Raw genomic sequence first — 18683 nt, forward strand, 5'->3', positions numbered from 1 at the left:
GATGAGGCCGATGAATGTCACCCGGAAGTGCGTCGCGGTTTCGGGCGACATGCATGAAAACAATGCGCGAAAGCGCGTCGTTTGAGTCAAACTAATGCAGCGCGCCTTATCGGCAGGAGGCGAGAAAAGCTCGAATGGCTGTCGGGATGCCGCCGCGATGCAGGAGGGGGGCATGTCCTTGCCCTTCGGCAGCATGCAGGATCAAATTCGGATGCCGGCGGGCCATCTCATCGGCCGTCTCCTTTGACAGCAGAGACGTATTTTCGCCGCGAATCAGCATCAGCGGAAATCGGCACAGGCTGTCGAATTGCGCCCAGAGATCAGGCAGCGGCCGGCTGAGATCCACCGATTTCAGTGCCTCTGCGATCGCCGGATCGAAATCGGCGACCGGTCTTCCGCCGACGTCGCGATAAAGGGCAAGCGCCATCTCGCGCCAGTCTTCTTCTTCAAGCGCGGTAAACGACGCGCAATGATTTTCCTTCACGATATCGGCCGCCGCGTTCCAGTCGTCAGGCCTTCTGTCGCTGTTGAGATAATCGCGGATCCGCGCCAGCCCCTCGGTCTCGACCACGGGCCCGATATCGTTGAGGATGACGGCTTCGAGAAGATCCGGCCGTGTCGCTGCAATCAGATGCAGGATCAGCCCACCTCGCGACGTGCCGATGAAGATCGCCTGCTCGACGCCGAGGGCCGCGCAGGCGGTGACGACGTCGCCGGCCTCTATAGCGAGATTGTAGTTCGCCTTGTTCTCATCCCACGCCGAGTTTCCCCGTCCGCGCGAATCGAGCGCGATGACCCGGCGCGGTGCTGTGATGTCCCGGGAGAGAAGCAGCGCAAGCGGGTGAAAATCCCGCGTATTGCGGGTCAGTCCGGGCAGGCAGATGACCGGCAACCGTCCTGCTGTCGCCGTCTCGGCCGGCTGATAGTCGCGGGCATAAAGCGTCAGCCCGTCGGAAGAGGTGTAAAATCGTTCCTGGAAACCGCCTGCATCCGTATCCGGCATCGCATCCCTCGAGAGTTGTTGATCCCGAAGATGTAGCCTGCTTTTCCAGCCGCGCCAAACAGCGTCAGGAGGCGCTGCGTCCGCCGACGAGGTCGCGCTCGATATCGGTCGACTGGCCGAGGCGGGCCTTGTAGACCTCGTAATTCTCCATCACCCGCTGGACGTAGTTCCGCGTTTCGGGGAAGGGGATGCGCTCGATCCAGTCGACGATCTCGTCGATCGATTTGCCGCGCGGATCGCCGTAGCGGCCGATCCATTCCGGTACCCGCTTCGGCCCGGCATTATAGGCGATGAAGGTGAGGATATAAGAGCCGCCGAAGGCGTCGATCTGCTCGCCGAGATAATGCGCGCCGAGTGTGGCGTTATAACCGGCATCGGCCGTCAGCTTGTCTTTCGAATAGGCGATGTTGTGGCGCTTGGCCACCGCCTGGGCCGTTCCCGGCAGAAGCTGCAGCAGGCCGCGCGCATTCGCCGCCGAAACGGCGGCCGGATTGAAGGCGCTTTCCTGACGGGCGATGGCATAGGCAAGCGCCTTGCCGGAGCCTGAAATATTGGCATTCGCCGGAATGACGCCGACCGGAAAGGCGAGCGCTGCGACATCGATGCCGCGTCCATAGGCGATTTTTCCGATCTGCAGCGACAGATGATGATCGCCGGATTGCTCGGCCTGTGCCGCAAGCACGGCCAGTTCACCGGGGCTCTGCAGCTGGTCGGCGAGCGCGAGATAGAGAATGTCGGCCCGCCATCCATGGCCTGCAGCTTCCAGCCGGGTGATTGCCTGTACGGCTTCGCGTGCCTGGAAGTTTTGCCGGTCGGCCGTGCTCGGCGACGGATAGGTAACGTTCAGCGTCTTTCGCCCCAGCCGTTCTGCTGCGAGCTGGCCATAGAAGGTGCCGGGAAACGTCGCAGCCTTCGCATAGAATTCACTGGATTTGCCAGGGCCTCCGGCCTCCGCCGCTCGTCCCAGCCAATACCAGGCGCGTGAAACCGAGATCGGTCCGTTCGATGTCTGGAGGATCTTGCGGAAGTGCTTTTCCGCCGTTGCCGGATCCTGCAGGCCTCGAAGCGCGTACCACCCGGCATGGAATTCAGCCTCGACGATATCCATCGGGCTGGTTGCGGCGTAGTTTGCGACGATGCGATAGGCAGGCTTGAACTGGCCCTGATCGACGAGGCCACGGCTGACGATTCGCTGCTCGTTCCACCACTCGCCGGAATTGACGAGCTCGCTGCGCTCGGGCGGCATCTGTTCCAGCAGTGCCGCAGCCTCGGCATATTTGTCCTGCTTGCGCAGATATTCGATGCGCGCAAACAGCAGCCCGGCATCGCTGCGCCATCTCGCATCGACGGCGTCGAGCAGTGCGCCGGCATTGCCGGCTTTGGCGTCGACGGCGGCCCATGCCTTGTAGAGCGATTGCGCCTCGCCCATGTCGCCGAAGCGCTTGGCCTGCGCCACCCGGCCGCGATACATCAGATAGTCCATCCGTGCCTTATGGTCGGCCGGCGTCAACAGTGCGGAAAATTCGATGAGGATCTTGTCCTCGGTCGCCTTGTCGAGAGCCTCGCCGCGCCAGATCTTACGGATATATTTTGCCGCCTGCGCCTGTTTGCCTGTTGCAACCAGCGCCCGGCCGAGGATGACGGCGCCCTGCATCGTCTCAGGCGCGGTATCGCCGAAGGCCGCCAGCACGGCTGATGGGGCGGGGTTTTCGTCATAGAGCGCGCGTTCGGAATAGGCACGCAGCCGCGAAAGGCCCGGCCAGCTCTTGAGCTCCTGCGCAGCACTGGCGATTTCATAGGAGGGAACGCCCTTCAATCCGGACACGGCGATCGCCCAGGTGAGGATATGGCGATCGAGCGTACCGTCGCGCATATTGTCGCGGATCGACAGCGCCAGCCGCGGGTCCTTGTCGGAAAGTGCGTCGAGACCGGCTTTCAGGTCGCCGTTGATAGGCGCGACTGCGGGATTGCGCGGAATGGCCCCTGTTGTGATCGATTCCGGCATGGCTGTCTCGGGAATGAAGCCGAGCGGCTTGACGGCGGGCATAGCCGTGCTCTCGCCGGGCAGTGGCGACGCTACGCTGCTCCACGCGGCGGCAATAAAGCCGAAGGCGGACAGAATCAGGACAGCTTTCTTCATCCGGGATCTCGCAACGAAAACACGCCCTGCCATTTGGCTAGAGGCATCTTAACGAAACCTTACCGTATCAGGTAAAATTCATTCACATCTGCTATCGGAATTTGCCCTAAACCGAACTCTACGCGCTTGTCGCGATGATTTCGGCGCTCTATGGTGCGCAAAATATTCATGGAATGCGGCCGAAGCAAGGATTTGGTCGTGAGGAGCTTTGCATGTTCACTGGGTCCATTCCCGCCCTCGTCACTCCCTTCACCGATGCCGGACTGATCAACGAAGACAGCTTCGCCGCGCATGTCGACTGGCAAATCAAGGAGGGCAGCAGCGGTCTCGTTCCTGTCGGCACGACGGGCGAATCCCCGACGCTGTCGCATGCCGAGCACAAACGGGTGGTGGAACTGTGCATTGAGGTTGCCGCAAAGCGCGTTCCGGTCATGGCCGGCGCCGGCTCGAATAATACAGGTGAGGCGATCGAGCTTGCTCAGCACGCCGAAAAGGTCGGTGCAGATGCCGTTCTGGTCGTCACGCCTTATTATAACAAGCCGACGCAGAAGGGCCTGATCGCGCATTTTTCGGCGATTGCCCGGGCCGTCGATCTGCCGATCTATATCTACAATATCCCCGGCCGCTCGGTGGTCGACATGACGCCGGAAACGATGGGTGCGCTTGCCAAGGCGCATGGCAACATCGTCGGCGTCAAGGATGCGACGGGCAAGATCGAGCGCGTTTCCGAACAGCGCATCACCTGCGGCAAGGATTTCCGGCAACTGTCCGGCGAGGACGCGACGGCGCTCGGCTTCAACGCCCATGGCGGCGTCGGCTGTATTTCGGTCACGGCCAATGTCGCCCCGCGCCTCTGCGCCGATTTCCAGGCGGCGACGCTGAAAGGCGACTATGCCAGCGCGCTGGAATATCAGGATCGGCTGATGCCGCTGCACAAGGCGATCTTCCTCGAACCCGGTCTCTGCGGCGCCAAATACGGCCTCTCGCGGCTTGGTCGCATGAGCCGCAACGTCCGCTCGCCGCTGCTGTCGACGCTGGAGCCGTCAACAGAAGCGGCGATCGACGCCGCCCTGCGCCATGCCGGACTGCTGAACTGAGAAGACCGGCCGTCTTCACAAGGCCGGATCGTTCCCCTACATAAAGGGCAAGCAATGAGGGCGCGGCTTTTCCCGCGCCTCGAAGGGAATATTGTCATGGCCCCCAAAGGCAGCCAGCGCGTGGTGAACAAGGTCGTGGCCGAAAACCGCAAGGCCCGCTTCAACTACGAGATCATCGATACCTACGAGGCCGGCCTCGTGCTGATGGGCACGGAGGTCAAGTCGCTGCGTGAGGGAAAGGCCAATATCGCCGAATCCTATGCGTCGGACGAGGGCGGCGAGATCTGGCTGATCAACTCCTATCTGCCGGAATATCTGCAGGCGAACCGCTTCAATCACGAGCCGCGCCGCCGGCGCAAGCTGCTGCTCTCGGGCCGTGAAATCCACCGCCTGCGCTCTGCCGTCAACCGCGAGGGCATGACGCTGATCCCGTTGAAGATCTATTTCAACGACCGCGGCCGGGCGAAGATGGAGCTGGCGCTCGCCAAGGGTAAAAAATTGCACGACAAGCGCGAGTCGGAGAAGGAGCGCGATTGGAACCGGCAGAAGAGCCGCCTGCTGAAGGATAATGGCTAAAGCATGTCGCGCAAAAGTGTGCAGCGGTTTTGCCACGCAAAGCGCTTTTGCGGCAACGACATGCGTAAAAACAAAGAGCTAAAGCGCAAGGAGCGAATCTGAAAGATCGCGACGCGCTTTAGGCACGCTTGGGCAGTGATTGCCGTTTCGCGTGGCAATCCTCCCGGCTCAGTCCTCGAAATCGCTGGCAGGGGCGGCGACGACTTCGACCTGGCGTGGCGCCCGCTCCGCGGGATCGCGACCGATTTCAGCCTTCAAAGACAAGAGATCGATGAAGTGGTCGGCCTGACGACGCAGGTCGTCGGCGATCATCGGCGGCTGCGTCGACATCGTCGAGATCACGGAGACCTTACGGCCTCTGCGCTGTAGCGCCTCGACCAGGTTGGTGAAGTCGCCGTCGCCGGAGAAGATGACGAGATGATCGACCGTTTCGGACTGTTCCATGGCGTCGATCGCAAGCTCGATGTCCATGTTGCCCTTGATCTTTCGGCGGCCCATGGAATCCGTAAATTCCTTGGCGGGCTTGGTGACGACTTTATAGCCGTTATAGTCGAGCCAATCGATTAGCGGCCGGATCGAGGAATATTCCTGATCCTCGATCAGAGCGGTATAATAGTAGGCCCGCAGGAGGTAGCCGCGTTTCTGAAATGCTTTCAAGAGCTTGCGGTAATCTATGTCGAAACCGAGGCTCTTGGATGCAGCGTAGAGGTTGGCGCCGTCAATGAAGAGTGCAATTTTTTCGCGTGGGTCAAACATCGCTTACCAATCCAATGAGAGCAATCGAAATCCGCGGGACCAAAATCCAATAAAATCAATGATTTGTGGTTTGATTTTTGCTCTGATCCATACTTTAACAATTATTCATATATGAAAGACTTAGGGCACGATTCGGCATATTCCAAGCAACCGCAGGTGGAATTGTGACATTCTCCATGGAAATTTAGCTCGGCTGCTTATAAAGACGAGGGGAGCCGGAATGAAAAACTTGTATTTGCCCGGTTTTAATTGTATCGGGCGTGCTAATCCCGAAATGACGACCGTAAAGGACAGGCAATGGCCCGTGTCACAGTTGAAGATTGCATCGACAAGGTGGAGAACCGCTTCGAGCTGGTTCTGCTCGCCAGCCACCGCGCCCGGCTGATTTCCCAGGGCGCCTCGATCACCATCGATCGCGACAACGACAAGAACCCGGTCGTCGCCCTGCGCGAAATCGCCGACGAGACGCTTTCGCCCGATGACCTCAAGGAAGATCTGATCCATTCGCTGCAGAAGCATGTCGAAGTTGACGAGCCCGAGCCCGATCCGGCCAGCATGATCGCCGCCGGCGGTGTCGCCGCAGCCGACAGCGAAGAGCAGGACGATCTGCCTGAGACGATCACTTTCGACCAGATGTCGGAAGAAGAGCTGCTTGCCGGCATCGAAGGCCTGGTGCCGCCGGAAAAGAGCGACGACTACTAAGGCGCGAAGCTGATCCCCGGTCGTATGTGATCCCAATCGCAGGCGAACCGGAAATCATGCGATGCGAAAGAGCGATGATTACCAATCGTCAATCTTGCGCCTTTATTGCTTAGGCATATTATTGCCCATGTGTGCGCCAATCGTTGATTGGCGCGCTTTTATTTTTACCGGAGTGGCTTTGGAATGATGCGGCAGTACGAGCTCGTGGAGCGGGTTCAGCAATACAAGCCCGATGCCAATGAAGCACTGCTGAACAAAGCCTATGTCTACGCCATGCAGAAACATGGCCAGCAGAAGCGCGCGAGCGGCGATCCCTATATCTCCCATCCGCTCGAAGTCGCAGCCATCCTCACGGACATGCATCTCGATGAATCGACGATCGCGGTCGCGCTGCTGCACGATACGATCGAGGATACGACGGCGACGCGCGCCGAGATCGACGAACTCTTCGGCGAGGATATCGGCCGCCTGGTCGAGGGCCTGACCAAGATCAAGAAGCTCGATCTCGTCACCAAGAAGGCCAAGCAGGCGGAAAACCTGCGCAAGCTGCTGCTCGCCATTTCCGACGATGTGCGCGTGCTGCTGGTCAAGCTTGCCGATCGCCTGCACAATATGCGCACCCTCGATCATATGTCGGCCGACAAGCGTGCCCGCATCTCCGAGGAGACGATGGAAATCTATGCGCCGCTCGCCGGCCGCATGGGCATGCAGGACATGCGCGAAGAGCTGGAAGAGCTTTCCTTCCGCCATATGAACCCGGAAGCCTACGAGACTGTCACCAAAAGGCTGGAAGAGCTTTCCAAGCGCAATGAAGGCATCGTCAAGAAGATCGAGGCGGAACTGCGCGACTTGCTGGTCGCAAGCGGCCTGACGAGCGCCTATGTCAAGGGCCGGCAGAAGAAGCCCTATTCGGTCTTCCGCAAGATGCAGTCGAAGTCGCTTTCCTTCGAGCAGCTTTCCGATGTCTACGGTTTTCGGCTCATCGTCGAAGATATCCCGTCATGCTACCGGGCGCTCGGCATCGTCCACACCCGCTGGCGCGTCGTGCCCGGCCGCTTCAAGGATTATATCTCGACGCCGAAGCAGAACGATTACCGTTCCCTGCACACCACCATCGTCGGTCCTTCCAGCCAGCGCATCGAACTGCAGATCCGCACCAAGCGCATGCACGAAATCGCCGAATTCGGCATCGCCGCCCACACGCTCTATAAGGACGGCGCCACCAATGCCGACGGCGACATCCTCTCGCGTGAATCCAACGCCTATTCCTGGCTGCGCCATACGATCGAGGCGCTGGCCGAGGGCGACAGCCCGGAAGAATTCCTCGAGCACACCAAGCTCGAACTCTTCCAGGACCAGGTCTTCTGCTTCACGCCGAAAGGCAAGCTGATTGCTCTGCCGCGTGGCGCCACGCCGATCGATTTCGCCTATGCGGTGCACACCAATATCGGCGATACCACGGTGGGCGCCAAGATCAACGGCCGCATCATGCCGCTGGTGACGCGGCTTGCCAATGGCGACGAGGTCGAGATCATCCGCTCCGGCGTGCAGGTTCCGCCGGCCGCCTGGGAGGAGATCGTCGTCACCGGCAAGGCGCGCGCCGCCATCCGCCGCGCCACCCGCATGGCGATCCGCAAGCAATATGCCGGCCTCGGCCACCGCATTCTCGAGCGCACCTTCGACAGGGCCGGCAAGATCTTTTCACGCGAGGCGATGAAGCCGGCGCTGCATCGTCTCGGCCAGAAGGATGTCGAGGATGCGATCGCCGCCGTCGGCCGCGGCGAGATGTCCTCGCTCGATGTGCTGCGCGCCGTCTATCCCGACCATCAGGATGAGCGCGTCACGGTGAAACCCTCGGGCGACGACGGCTGGTTCAACGTCCGCAGTGCGGCCGGCATGATCTTCAAGATCCCCGGCAAGACCAAGCCCGGGCTCGACGGCGGCCATTCGAACATCGACACCGACGCCGATATCGGGCCGATCCGCGGCCTGTCCGGCAATGTCGACGTCAAGTTCGCGTCGACAGGCGCGGTGCCCGGCGATCGCATCGTCGGCATCATGGACCAGAGCAAGGGCATCACCATCTATCCGATCCAGTCGCCGAGCCTGCAGCGCTTCGACGATCAGCCCGACCGTTGGATCGACGTCCGCTGGGATCTCGACGAAGCCAACAAGTCGCGTTTCATGGCGCGCATCATGGTCAACGGGTTGAATGAGCCCGGCACGCTGGCCAAGGTCGCCCAGACGGTTGCCGGCCTCGACGTCAATATCCGTCTGCTGAATACGGTGCGGGTCGCGGCGGATTTCACCGAAATGATGCTCGAGGTCGAGGTCTGGGACCTGCGTCAGCTCAATCAGCTGCTCGCTCAGATGAAGGAACTGGATTGCATCGCCACGGTCCGGCGGCTCTATGAATAAAGCTTTTGTTAAGCCCTGAGGAATCTGAGCGCGCAATTGCACATTTTATGATCGTTCTGTGGTGAGGGTGGTACGCTAAAAAGGCAAGCAATGCATTGCGCGCATGGCTGTCTCCATGTTGCGGCTGTAGTAATTAGCCCTTGCCGGGCCTATCTTCTGGTCATCGAAACGCAAACAGAAGATGAGACAAGACAATGTTTGACCCTATCAGGAAAATCGCTCGTGCCCTCCGCGCTCCGACCACGCAGGAACGTGAAATGGCATATCTCAATGGCTCGTTCGATCGTATTGATCTCGAGTTTCGTCAGCGCCAGGTCGACCGCGGTCTGTTCCGCACGCGCTGATACTGAACTTTATACTTGAGACGAGTGAGGGACGTTATGCATAACGGACGCCCCTCGGCATGACAAAGCTCTTCTCTGCTGTGAGGACTGAGCTGTTTTTTCGGCGGTATCATTTGCCGCTCTTGTCATGGTCATGTGCGCTGCACTAAATACCGGCCATGTTGTTTCGCCGTCGCAAGCCCGCGGGTTTCAAGGAAAAGATGCGAGAGCTTCTATGGCCCCGCAAAGGTTTCCTTCGCCCGCTCCGTTACCTGACAATGCGCATCCTGCGCCTGAGCGCTTCGCCGCATGCGGTTGCGGCCGGCGTCGCTGCCGGTGTCTTCGTGTCGTGGACGCCGTTCATCGGCGTGCATTTCGTCATGGCCTTCGTCATCACCTATTTCCTCTCCGGCAGTATGGTGGCCGCAGCGCTGGGGTGCGCGGCCTTCGGCAACCCGCTGACCTATCCGTTCATCTGGGGCATCACCTGGGAGATCGGACATCTGCTGCTGAGCCGTGAGGATCATCTGGCTGGTCAGGCGGTGGATCTCGCCGCCCTCTTTCACAGGCTGAACTTCACCGAATTGTGGAGGCCGGTGCTGGAGCCGATGCTCGTCGGCGCCATTCCGCCGGGGATCGTCACCTCCGTTGCGCTCTATGCGCTGACCTTCTACACCGTGAAGGGTTTTCAGACGCGCCGCCACACACGGCTGCTGGAGCGGGCGCGTCTGCGCCTGGCCAAGCCGGCCGGCGACATGCCGAGCGTATGAACCTGGTCAAGAACTCTTAAGCGACGGAAGGTTCCGGCATGATCATCGGCATTGGCAGCGATCTGATCGACATTCGCCGCGTCGAGAAATCCATCGAGCGCTTCGGCGACCGCTTCACCCATCGCTGCTTCACCGAGATCGAGCGCGCCCGTTCCGACCGCCGGGCAAATCGCGGCGCCTCCTATGCCAAGCGTTTCGCCGCCAAGGAGGCTTGTTCCAAGGCGCTCGGCACCGGCATAGCCCAAGGTGTCTTCTGGAAGGATATGGGGGTCGTCAACCTGCCGAGCGGCAAGCCGACCATGGTCTTGTCGGGTGCCGCCGCCCTGATCCTCGAATCGATGCTGCCTGCGGGCCATAGGCCCGCCATTCATTTGACAATAACGGATGATTATCCCTTGGCGCAGGCCTTCGTGATTATCGAGGCGTTGCCCGAGAGCCTCTGATCGCGACCCCGGGAGCTGTTGATCGCGACCCCGGGAGCTGTCGATCGCGACCTCTCGTCGCTTTTGATGTTGTCGCCATTGCCGCAACCGGCCGAAGTCGCTAGAGAGAACGACAGAAGAATTGCGCCGCCGCGGCGTCTTGAAGGAATAAGACTGCGTGTCCGAAAAAGTCGAAGCCAAGCCGAACGCCCTCTGGGAAAATATCAAAGTCATCATCCAGGCGCTGATTTTGGCGATGGTGATCCGTACGGTGCTGTTCCAGCCCTTTACCATTCCGTCCGGTTCGATGATGCCGACGCTGCTCGTCGGCGATTACATCTTCGTCAATAAGTTCGCCTACGGCTATTCGAAATATTCGCTGCCCTTCTCGCCAGACATCTTCAGCGGCCGTCTGTTCGGCGCCGATCCGAAGCGCGGCGATATCGTTGTCTTCCGCTTCCCGCCTAACCCCGAGATCGACTACATCAAGCGCTGCATCGGCCTGCCGGGCGACCACATCCAGGTCACCGACGGCGTGCTCTATGTCAATGGAAAGCCGATTCCGAAGGTAGCGGACGGTACCTTCACGTCGGATTACAAGCTCGATCCGGGTGCGGATGTGCCGGTGTTCCGCGAAACGCTCGACAATGGCAAGACTTACGACACGCTCGATCAGTCTCCCGTGTCGCGCGGCGACAACACCCGTGAATTCATCGTGCCGGAAGGCCATTATTTCATGATGGGCGACAACCGCGACAACTCGCTCGACAGCCGCTTCGATGTCGGCTTTGTGCCTGCGGAAAATCTTGTCGGTCGCGCCAGCGTCATCTTCTTCTCGCTCGGTAACGACACCTCCTTCCGCGAAATCTGGAAGTGGCCGACGAACATGCGCTGGGATCGCCTCTTCAAGGTTGTTGAATGAGCAAGGCGCAGACGCTTTCTGCGGCAGACCGCGCAAAGCTTGAAGGCCTGATCGGTCACGACTTCGCCGAAAAGGAACGCCTGGACCGGGCGCTGACCCATGCCAGCGCCCGCACCGAGAAGGGCGGCAATTACGAACGGCTGGAATTCCTCGGCGACAGGGTTCTCGGGCTCTGCATCGCCGAGCTTCTGTTCCGCACCTTCGGCACGGCGGGGGAAGGCGAGCTCTCGGTTCGCCTCAACCAGCTGGTCAGCGCCGAGACCTGCGCTGCGGTCGCCGACGAACTCAATCTTCATCTTTATATTCGCACCGGCGCCGACGTGAAGAAGTTGACCGGCAAGCGGATGATGAACGTGCGCGCCGACGTGGTCGAAAGCCTGATCGCCGCGATCTATCTCGACGGCGGCCTCGAAGTTGCCCGCCGCTTCATCTTGCGCTACTGGCAGGGCAGGGCGGTCAGGGCCGATGGCGCCAAGCGCGACGCCAAGACCGAGCTGCAGGAATGGTCGCACGCGAAATTCGGCGTCACACCAAACTACCGGGTTGATGAACGCAGCGGACCGGATCATGATCCGCGCTTCAAGGTGACGGTGGAAGTTGCTGGCATAAAGCCGGAAACCGGCGTAGAGCGGTCGAAGCGTGCCGCCGAACAGGTTGCGGCGACAAAGATGCTTGAGCGCGAAGGCATTTGGCAGCAATCGCCTGCCGGAAACTGACGGGACAATGACACAAGAAGAAGATATCGCGGCCGAAGCTGCCGCAGAAACCAATGGTCCGACGCATTCGGGCTTCGTCGCGCTGATCGGCCCGACCAATGCCGGCAAGTCGACGCTGGTGAACCGCCTGGTCGGCGCCAAGGTCTCAATCGTCAGCCATAAGGTCCAGACGACACGTGCCATCGTTCGCGGCATCGCGATCCACGACAACGCCCAGATCGTCTTCATGGATACACCCGGTATCTTCAAGCCGCGCCGCCGGCTCGACCGCGCCATGGTGACCTCGGCCTGGGGCGGCGCGAGGGATGCCGATCTGATCGTGCTGCTGATCGACAGCGAGCGCGGCCTGCGCGGCGATGCCGAAGCCATCCTCGAAGGCCTCAAGGAAGTCCGGCAGCCGAAGATCCTGCTGCTCAACAAAATCGACCGCGTCAACCGCGAGGATCTGCTGGCCCTCGCGGCCGCTGCCAATGAGAAGATCGCCTTCGACCGCACCTTCATGATATCGGCCGAAAACGGCTCCGGCTGCGACGATGTCATGGATTATCTGGCCGCGACGCTGCCGGAGGGGCCGTGGTATTATCCCGAAGACCAGATCTCCGATCTGCCGATGCGCCAGCTCGCCGCCGAGATCACCCGCGAGAAGCTGTTCCTGCGGCTGCACCAGGAGCTTCCCTACGCCTCGCATGTCGAAACCGAGAAGTGGGAAGAGCGCAAGGATGGCTCGGTGCGTATCGAGCAGGTGATCTATCTCGAGCGCGACAGCCAGAAGAAAATCGCGCTCGGCAAGGGTGGTGAAACCATCAAGGCGATCTCGACGGCTTCCCGCAAGGAATTGTCGGAGATCCTCGAGCAGCCGGTCCACCTCTTCCTGTTCGTCAAAGTTCGCGAGCACTGGGGTGATGATCCCGAACGGTTCCGCGAAATGGGTCTCGATTTCCCGAAATAAGGGATGGCAAGAATTTGCTCATTCGGCTGCCAGCCCCTTGTTTCCAAATAAAAAAACCGCATCGCTCACGGAACAATTCGGTAACTTGTGCATTCCTTCATGAACGGCGCGCCAAAGACGGCGTGCCAGTTTTGCGACGGCAGGGGCGGGCATGGTGACGTCGAGATCGATCAATTCCTTCAAGACTCCTTGCCAGCAATGTCCTTTGCGGCCCCTGCCGCATTTCCGGGAATTCAGCCGCGACGAACTGGAATTCGTTTCCAATTTCAAGAGAGGTGAACTTGCCGTCGATGCCGGTTCCACCATCCTCGTCGAGGGTGCGCATAGCGCGCATCTTTTCACTGTGCTTGCTGGTTGGGGCTTTCGCTACAAGATGCTGGAGGATGGGCGCCGCCAGATACTGAATTATATCATGCCGGGCGATCTGATCGGCCTGCAGGGAACGATCGCCGGCGAGATGCAGCATTCCGTCGAAGCGCTGTCACCGGTTTCTCTCTGCGTCTTCGAGCGCGACAGGCTGATGACGCTCTATAACAAACACCCCTCGCTCGCCTTCGACATCACCTGGATCGCGGCGCGCGAGGAGCGAATCTTGGATGAACACCTGCTCAGCATCGGCCGTCGCACGGCGTTGGAAAGAGCAGCCTATCTGATCGCTTTTCTGTTTGAGCGCGGCCGCAAGCTTAATCTCTTCAATGGCCGCCAATTCATCCCCATCACCCAGCAACACATTGCCGATACGCTCGGCCTTTCCATCGTCCACACCAACAAGACCTTGAAAAAGCTCGGTGAACGCGGGTTGATCCGCTGGCAGGAGCGCGGCTGCGAGGTTCTGAACGGCGAGGAATTGATGGCGATTGCCGGCTGGGAAGGGCTCGGAGAGAGCAAACGTCCCTTCATCTAGCCCCGGCCTTATGTCTTTTTTAAATGCGCATTAGCATCAGGGAAAATAAGCTCGGTCGTCGGCTTCCTCCGATTTGATTCTTATCGAACGGGCAGAAAAATGGTTCATTCAGAAATGGTGGCGGAATTCACCGACAGCGTGCCATGCGGGGCACCGGAGGGCATTGATATTGGCGAAACGGCCGAGGCGCTGCGACTGCCGCCCGACGGAGGGCAGGGAATCATGAGCGCAATCCGTGTTCTGGTTCTTGAAGATAGTCTGATTATCGCGATGGAGGCGGAGGATATTTTGCGCCTGGCCGGCGTCGAGAATATCGATATCGTCGGCAGTGTGGAGCAGGCGAGGGCTGCCATCGCTGCGGAGACTTATGATTTCGCCCTTCTCGACGTCAATCTTGGCGAGGGCATGAGCTTCGGATTTGCCCGTCATCTTCTCGATCTCGGCATTCCCTTCGGCTTTGTCAGCGGTTATTCCGATACCGGCGATTTCCCGCCTGATTTGCAGCACATTCCGCTCCTGGTGAAGCCTTTCGACGAAACGGCGATGTGTCAATTCCTGCTGAGGCTATTCCCGGCTGCCGCCTGACGCAGTCCATGACAGCGGCTAGGCCTTTTTCATTTTCGGCATCATGCTCCAAAGCGCGTCGCGATCTTTCGGATTCGCTCCTTGCGCTTTAGCTCTTTATTTTTGCGCATGTCGTTGCCGCAAAACCGCTGCACACTTTTGCGCGACATGCTTTAGGATGGATTCGTCAGCCGCAAGGACTTCTTTCGATGCAGTGGCAGGATCATGCGATCATCCTGGGCGTCAAGCGCCACGGCGAGACGAGTGTCATCGCCGAGGTGATGACGCGCGATCGCGGGCGCCATCTCGGCCTGGTGCGCTCCGGCCGGTCGCGCGCCATGCAGCCGGTGCTGCAGGCCGGCAATGCGGTGGAGGTCATCTGGCGCGCCAGGTTGGACGAACATCTCGGCGAATTCCGCGTCGAACCAGTGACGTTGCGCGCCGCCCGCCTGATGGAAACGGCGACCGCCGTCTACGGCGTTCAAGCGATGGGCGCGCTGCTGCGGCTGCTGCCGGAGCGTGACCCGCACCCGCACCTCTTCGATGCGCTGGAGGTCATCCTCGATCACCTGCACAACCCGGCCGATGCCGGCGAACTCTTCGTGCGTTTCGAGCTTGCGGTGCTGAACGATCTCGGCTTCGGCCTCGATCTCGCCGAATGCGCCGCGACCGGCGCCCGTTCCGATCTTGTCTATGTCTCACCCAAATCCGGCCGCGCCGTCAGCCGCAGCGCCGGTGCCCCCTGGGCGGACAAGATGCTGCTCCTGCCACCGTTTCTCGGTATCGAAGGCAATCATGCGGCTGACTTCGACAGTCTCACGGCGGCATTCCGACTGACGGGGTTCTTTCTGCATCGCCATGTCTATGAACCGCGCGGTATCGAAGCCGCGGCAGCCCGCGACGGCTTCGTTCAGGCGGCGCTCAAGGCGCTCAATCCAGCCTTGCGGACGCTTTCCGGTCCGAATGATATTTCCGCCTGATCTGGGTTTTTTACCGGTGCAAAACATCCTCCGGATTTGGCGGTTTACCCGCATGGGAGCCCTTCCTATGTCTTGGAAGACTGCCAGCCAAGGAGGATCCCATGCTGACCAAGACCGCAACACCGACAACGATCACGCTCTGGAACGGCCGCGAAATTCCGCGTCTCGGCATGGGATGCTGGGCGATCGGCGGCCCCTTCTTTGCCGGCGACACGCCGCTCGGCTGGGGCGAAGTCGACGACGATGAATCCGTCGAAGCGATCGGCCGCGCCATCGACCTCGGCATCCGCTTCTTCGATACCGCCTCGAATTACGGGGCCGGCCATTCCGAAGAAGTGCTCGGCCGGGCAATCGGCAATCGCGACGATATTACCGTTGCCACCAAATTCGGCTTTGCCACCGATCCGGACACCAAGCAGGCAACCGGCGCCTTCGCCGATGAGGCCTTCATCCGCCGTTCGGTCGAGACCTCGCTGCGCCGCCTCAAGCGCGACCGTCTCGATCTCTTGCAGTTCCACATCAATGACTTTCCGTTGGAACAGTCCGATGCCGTCTTCGACGTGCTGGAGGCGCTGCGCGCCGAAGGCAAGATCGACGCATTCGGCTGGAGCACCGATTCTCCCGATCGCGCCGCCCGCCATGCCGGCCGCCAGGGCTATGTCTCGGTCCAGCATACGATGAACGTCTTCGAGCCGGTGCCGGAGATGATCGCGGTGATCGAAAGGCAGGAACTGATCTCGATCAATCGCGGTCCGCTGGCCATGGGGCTGCTGACCGGCAAGTTCACCGCTGACAAGGCTGTCGGCGCCAAGGATGTCCGCGGCGCGGCCCTCGACTGGATGGTTTACTTCAAGGACGGGCGCATGGCCCCGGAATTTGCCGCAAGGCTCGACGCCGTCCGCGATCTCCTGACCTCGGGCGGCTGCACGCTGACGCAAGGGGCGCTCGCCTGGCTCTGGGCAAAGTCGCCGCGCACCCTGCCCATTCCAGGCTTCCGCACCGTCGCCCAGGTGGAGGAGAATGCCGGCGCACTGGAAAAGGGACCGCTGCCGGCCGATGTCATGGCGGGGATCGACGCCGCACTCGGGCGCGGGTAGGAGGCGGGGGAGAGGGCGCGGCTCGACCCGGGCGGTGGCGGCAGCCGGATGCGGGCCGCGCGGCACCGCCTTCGACCAGGAAGGGTGACGCCCCATCCGCTGCACTGATCGTGAGTTTGGCGTAAACGCACCCTCCCTCTCTGTCATCCCAGGCCTCGAGCCACTGCTGTCCGGTTTAAATTTTCCCTTTTGAAAACCTTTTAAAACAAAGGGTTATGGGGAAATAAGTATCGACTTTATAGTGCGTGACGTAGGCAGAAAACCGAATCCTTGGCAAAATTTTCGCCTCGGAACTCTCTCCGACGCCTATGACAGGTCTCGTCATCATTCGTCTTGTCGCGAAAATAATGAGTTAAAACAGTAAAGCGGCACATCTACTGCGAGTCTCGAAAGCTTCCGCAACCGTTTTTGCTAAACCGGACAGCAGTGGCCTCGAGCCTGGGATCCATGCCACGACTGCCGATGGATGTGACGTGGATGCTCGGCTCAAGGCCGAGCACGACGGAGGGTGGGGCTAAGGTCGCCCGAGATAGCTCACCCGCCAGAGACTTAGCGTCGGATTCGACCCCACCGCTCCCAATCATCGTGCGGCGGCTTCGGGCCGTTGCCCAGTCAAATAGCCTGCCCCAATTTGACTCGACCTACCCTCGTGCACGAACCTTCAACGCCCAGCCCTCAGGCCTTTCTTCAACGACGCGCACGGTGTCACCGATCGTGATCCTGCCGCCGCCGCGCGGCGTGACATTCCAGCCGAAGAGCGGGCCTGGCACACGCCGGTCGGCCGACATGCGGATGCGGCCCATCGCCGGCATCGGGTTGGGTACCTCGCGTGAACCGGTCAGCTGGTCCTGCGTCGTCATGATGCAGCGCGAGCAGGGTTTGACGAGATCGAAGCGGATGCCGGCAATCTCGATCGCCGCCCAGCGGTCTTCCGGCCAGGCCTCGTCGATATCGATGACGATGTTCGGACGGAAACGTTCCATGCCGACGCTGCCTTCGCCATGGGCGGCGAGATCGGCATTCAAAGCCTTCAGCGAACCGGTTGTCGTCACCAGGATCTGGTAGCCGTCGGTAAAGGTGACCGGCGTGCCTTCGCCGGCCCATTCGGCATTCGCTGTGCGCCGTGCCTGGCCGTCGAAGAAGACCAGTTGCACCTCGCGGCCGAGCCATTCGGAAAGCTGCCGGTTGCTCTCGGGATCGGCGACGGCGGCGCTGACGGTCGATTTCCACACGCTCACATCCATGCGGATTTCAGGCCGGGGCGGTGGCACCGATATGTCCTGCTTACCTTGCATCAGCAGCCGGAAGGCGCCGGGCTCCGGCCGGATCTCGATGCGCGCCAGGTCCGGCAATTCGCGCTGGGTGATGAAGTGCCCGTGTGGGTCGGTGATCATCGCCCGCCGGTCGCCGGGAAGCCCATAGGCATCGATATCGACCGAAGGCAGGGCAATGCCGCGGGCGCTCTTGAGCGGGTAGATGAAGAGGTCGCTGATGTGCATACGGTTCTCCTAAGCATGTCGCGCAAAAGTGTGAAGCGGTTTTCCCAGGCAAAGCGCGAAGCGCTTTTGCCGCAACGACATGCGCAAAAACAAGAAGCTAAAGCGCGAGAAGCGAATATGAAAGATCGCGACGTGCTTTAGATCTCGTCCATGAATGCCTGGAGGAAATCGCGCAGGCTTTTGTCGCGCGAAGCCGCCAGCCTGCGGCCGGTCTCGGTCTGGAACCCGTCCGCCAGTTTGAACAGCTTTGTCCGGAAATGGTCAATCGCATAACGCTTGTCGTCGAGCGGGCGCTCCGCCGCCGCCGGGTCGAACGGATCGTAGAGCCCGGATCCCAGCCGCCCGGCAATATAGAAGCAGCGTGCCGCGCCGATCATGCCGATCGCGTCCAGCCGGTCGGCATCCTGCAGGATCTTTGCCTCCAGCGTCTGCGGCGCCACCCCGGCCGAGAAACTATGCGCGGTGATGGCGTGAGCCGCGGCCTCGATATCCGCCTCGCTCCAGCCGAGTTCCGCCAGGATCGCCGATGCCTTTTCCGCTGACAAAGCCGATGCTTTTGCCCGCAGCGGCGAATTCTTCTCGACGGCGACGCAGTCGTGCAACAGCACGGAAGCGGCCAGCACCCGACCGTCTCCGCCTTCTCCAGCATGGATGCGCATGGCGTTGCGGAAGACGCGCAGGATATGGGCAAGATCGTGCGAGCCGTCGTCGCCATCGGCTGCGTGTGCGATCAGCGCCGCAGCGAGTGTCTCATGAGGAAAGAAGGCTTCAGCCTCGACCATTGCGCCACCTGTTATGAGCAAGAGGAATCTCGGTCGAAGCACGCGACAACGAAGGCTCGGGGA

At 60.6% G+C, this 18683-nt stretch carries 20 protein-coding genes; 14 read left to right on the plus strand and 6 right to left on the minus strand.

Annotated elements, in window-relative coordinates; all coding sequences use genetic code 11:
- Window positions 1-106: 106 nt before the first annotated feature.
- On the minus strand, window positions 107-1003 hold the full coding sequence (locus tag CO657_RS05260; RefSeq protein ID WP_054181754.1) for an alpha/beta fold hydrolase: 897 nt from the start codon (window positions 1001-1003) through the stop codon (window positions 107-109).
- Between the two features lie 64 nt (window positions 1004-1067).
- Window positions 1068-3143 (minus strand): lytic transglycosylase domain-containing protein, encoded by a 2076-nt coding sequence (locus CO657_RS05265; protein WP_054181755.1) that lies wholly within the window; start codon window positions 3141-3143, stop codon window positions 1068-1070.
- A 212-nt stretch (window positions 3144-3355) separates the two neighbouring features.
- Between CO657_RS05265 and dapA the strand changes: the two genes are divergently transcribed.
- Complete coding sequence (gene dapA, locus CO657_RS05270) at window positions 3356-4240, plus strand: 4-hydroxy-tetrahydrodipicolinate synthase (protein ID WP_054181756.1); 885 nt, start codon at window positions 3356-3358, stop codon at window positions 4238-4240.
- Window positions 4241-4336: 96 nt separating this feature from the next.
- On the plus strand, window positions 4337-4816 hold the full coding sequence (gene smpB / locus CO657_RS05275) for an SsrA-binding protein SmpB (RefSeq protein WP_012557117.1): 480 nt from the start codon (window positions 4337-4339) through the stop codon (window positions 4814-4816).
- Between the two features lie 168 nt (window positions 4817-4984).
- Here the strand turns inward: smpB and CO657_RS05280 are convergent, their stop codons facing one another.
- Complete coding sequence (locus tag CO657_RS05280; protein WP_003587599.1) at window positions 4985-5572, minus strand: LabA-like NYN domain-containing protein; 588 nt, start codon at window positions 5570-5572, stop codon at window positions 4985-4987.
- A gap of 297 nt (window positions 5573-5869) precedes the next feature.
- Here CO657_RS05280 and rpoZ point away from each other — a divergent pair, with 297 nt between their 5' ends.
- The 8 genes from rpoZ to era all read left to right on the plus strand — a co-directional run bounded on the left by rpoZ (window position 5870) and on the right by era (window position 12794).
- Window positions 5870-6274, plus strand: a complete 405-nt coding sequence (gene rpoZ, locus CO657_RS05285) for a DNA-directed RNA polymerase subunit omega (RefSeq protein ID WP_003574261.1) — start codon at window positions 5870-5872, stop codon at window positions 6272-6274.
- Between the two features lie 183 nt (window positions 6275-6457).
- Entirely contained in the window at window positions 6458-8692 is a 2235-nt protein-coding gene (locus CO657_RS05290) for a RelA/SpoT family protein (RefSeq protein WP_003587597.1), read from the plus strand.
- 194 nt (window positions 8693-8886) lie between these two features.
- On the plus strand, window positions 8887-9036 hold the full coding sequence (locus CO657_RS05295) for a DUF3563 family protein (protein ID WP_003587595.1): 150 nt from the start codon (window positions 8887-8889) through the stop codon (window positions 9034-9036).
- A gap of 158 nt (window positions 9037-9194) precedes the next feature.
- Window positions 9195-9785, plus strand: coding sequence for a DUF2062 domain-containing protein (locus CO657_RS05300; protein WP_054181757.1), 591 nt, complete (start codon window positions 9195-9197; stop codon window positions 9783-9785).
- Between the two features lie 38 nt (window positions 9786-9823).
- Window positions 9824-10228 carry a holo-ACP synthase gene (gene acpS / locus CO657_RS05305; RefSeq protein ID WP_003587592.1) on the plus strand — a complete coding sequence of 135 codons (405 nt, stop codon included), beginning with the start codon at window positions 9824-9826 and terminating at the stop codon, window positions 10226-10228.
- 157 nt (window positions 10229-10385) lie between these two features.
- Window positions 10386-11129 carry a signal peptidase I gene (gene lepB / locus CO657_RS05310; protein WP_054181758.1) on the plus strand — a complete coding sequence of 248 codons (744 nt, stop codon included), beginning with the start codon at window positions 10386-10388 and terminating at the stop codon, window positions 11127-11129.
- Window positions 11126-11845, plus strand: coding sequence for a ribonuclease III (gene rnc / locus CO657_RS05315; protein WP_003578269.1), 720 nt, complete (start codon window positions 11126-11128; stop codon window positions 11843-11845). The genes lepB and rnc overlap by 4 nt, the downstream gene beginning before the upstream one ends.
- Before the next feature lie 7 nt (window positions 11846-11852).
- Window positions 11853-12794, plus strand: coding sequence for a GTPase Era (gene era / locus CO657_RS05320; protein WP_054181759.1), 942 nt, complete (start codon window positions 11853-11855; stop codon window positions 12792-12794).
- A gap of 18 nt (window positions 12795-12812) precedes the next feature.
- Here the strand turns inward: era and CO657_RS36625 are convergent, their stop codons facing one another.
- Window positions 12813-12977 carry a hypothetical protein gene (locus tag CO657_RS36625; protein ID WP_164918660.1) on the minus strand — a complete coding sequence of 55 codons (165 nt, stop codon included), beginning with the start codon at window positions 12975-12977 and terminating at the stop codon, window positions 12813-12815.
- Here CO657_RS36625 and CO657_RS05325 point away from each other — a divergent pair.
- From CO657_RS05325 to CO657_RS05340, 4 genes are all read left to right on the plus strand, one after another.
- Window positions 12946-13698 carry a Crp/Fnr family transcriptional regulator gene (locus CO657_RS05325; RefSeq protein WP_003587587.1) on the plus strand — a complete coding sequence of 251 codons (753 nt, stop codon included), beginning with the start codon at window positions 12946-12948 and terminating at the stop codon, window positions 13696-13698. The genes CO657_RS36625 and CO657_RS05325 overlap by 32 nt on opposite strands.
- A 99-nt stretch (window positions 13699-13797) precedes the next feature.
- Window positions 13798-14283: a response regulator gene (locus CO657_RS05330; RefSeq protein ID WP_037073220.1), complete on the plus strand. Its 486-nt coding sequence runs from the start codon at window positions 13798-13800 to the stop codon at window positions 14281-14283.
- A 188-nt stretch (window positions 14284-14471) separates the two neighbouring features.
- Window positions 14472-15242 (plus strand): DNA repair protein RecO, encoded by a 771-nt coding sequence (gene recO, locus CO657_RS05335; protein ID WP_003587584.1) that lies wholly within the window; start codon window positions 14472-14474, stop codon window positions 15240-15242.
- Between the two features lie 101 nt (window positions 15243-15343).
- Window positions 15344-16339 (plus strand): aldo/keto reductase, encoded by a 996-nt coding sequence (locus CO657_RS05340; protein WP_054181760.1) that lies wholly within the window; start codon window positions 15344-15346, stop codon window positions 16337-16339.
- Between the two features lie 641 nt (window positions 16340-16980).
- Here the strand turns inward: CO657_RS05340 and CO657_RS05345 are convergent.
- The gene (locus CO657_RS05345; RefSeq protein ID WP_054181761.1) at window positions 16981-17838 is read right to left on the minus strand and encodes an MOSC domain-containing protein; all 858 of its coding nucleotides are present in this window, start codon (window positions 17836-17838) and stop codon (window positions 16981-16983) included.
- Between the two features lie 137 nt (window positions 17839-17975).
- Window positions 17976-18620, minus strand: a complete 645-nt coding sequence (locus CO657_RS05350; protein WP_054181762.1) for an HD domain-containing protein — start codon at window positions 18618-18620, stop codon at window positions 17976-17978.
- Window positions 18621-18683 lie beyond the last annotated feature (63 nt).

It is taken from the genome of Rhizobium acidisoli (assembly GCF_002531755.2).
Lineage (GTDB): Bacteria > Pseudomonadota > Alphaproteobacteria > Rhizobiales > Rhizobiaceae > Rhizobium > Rhizobium acidisoli.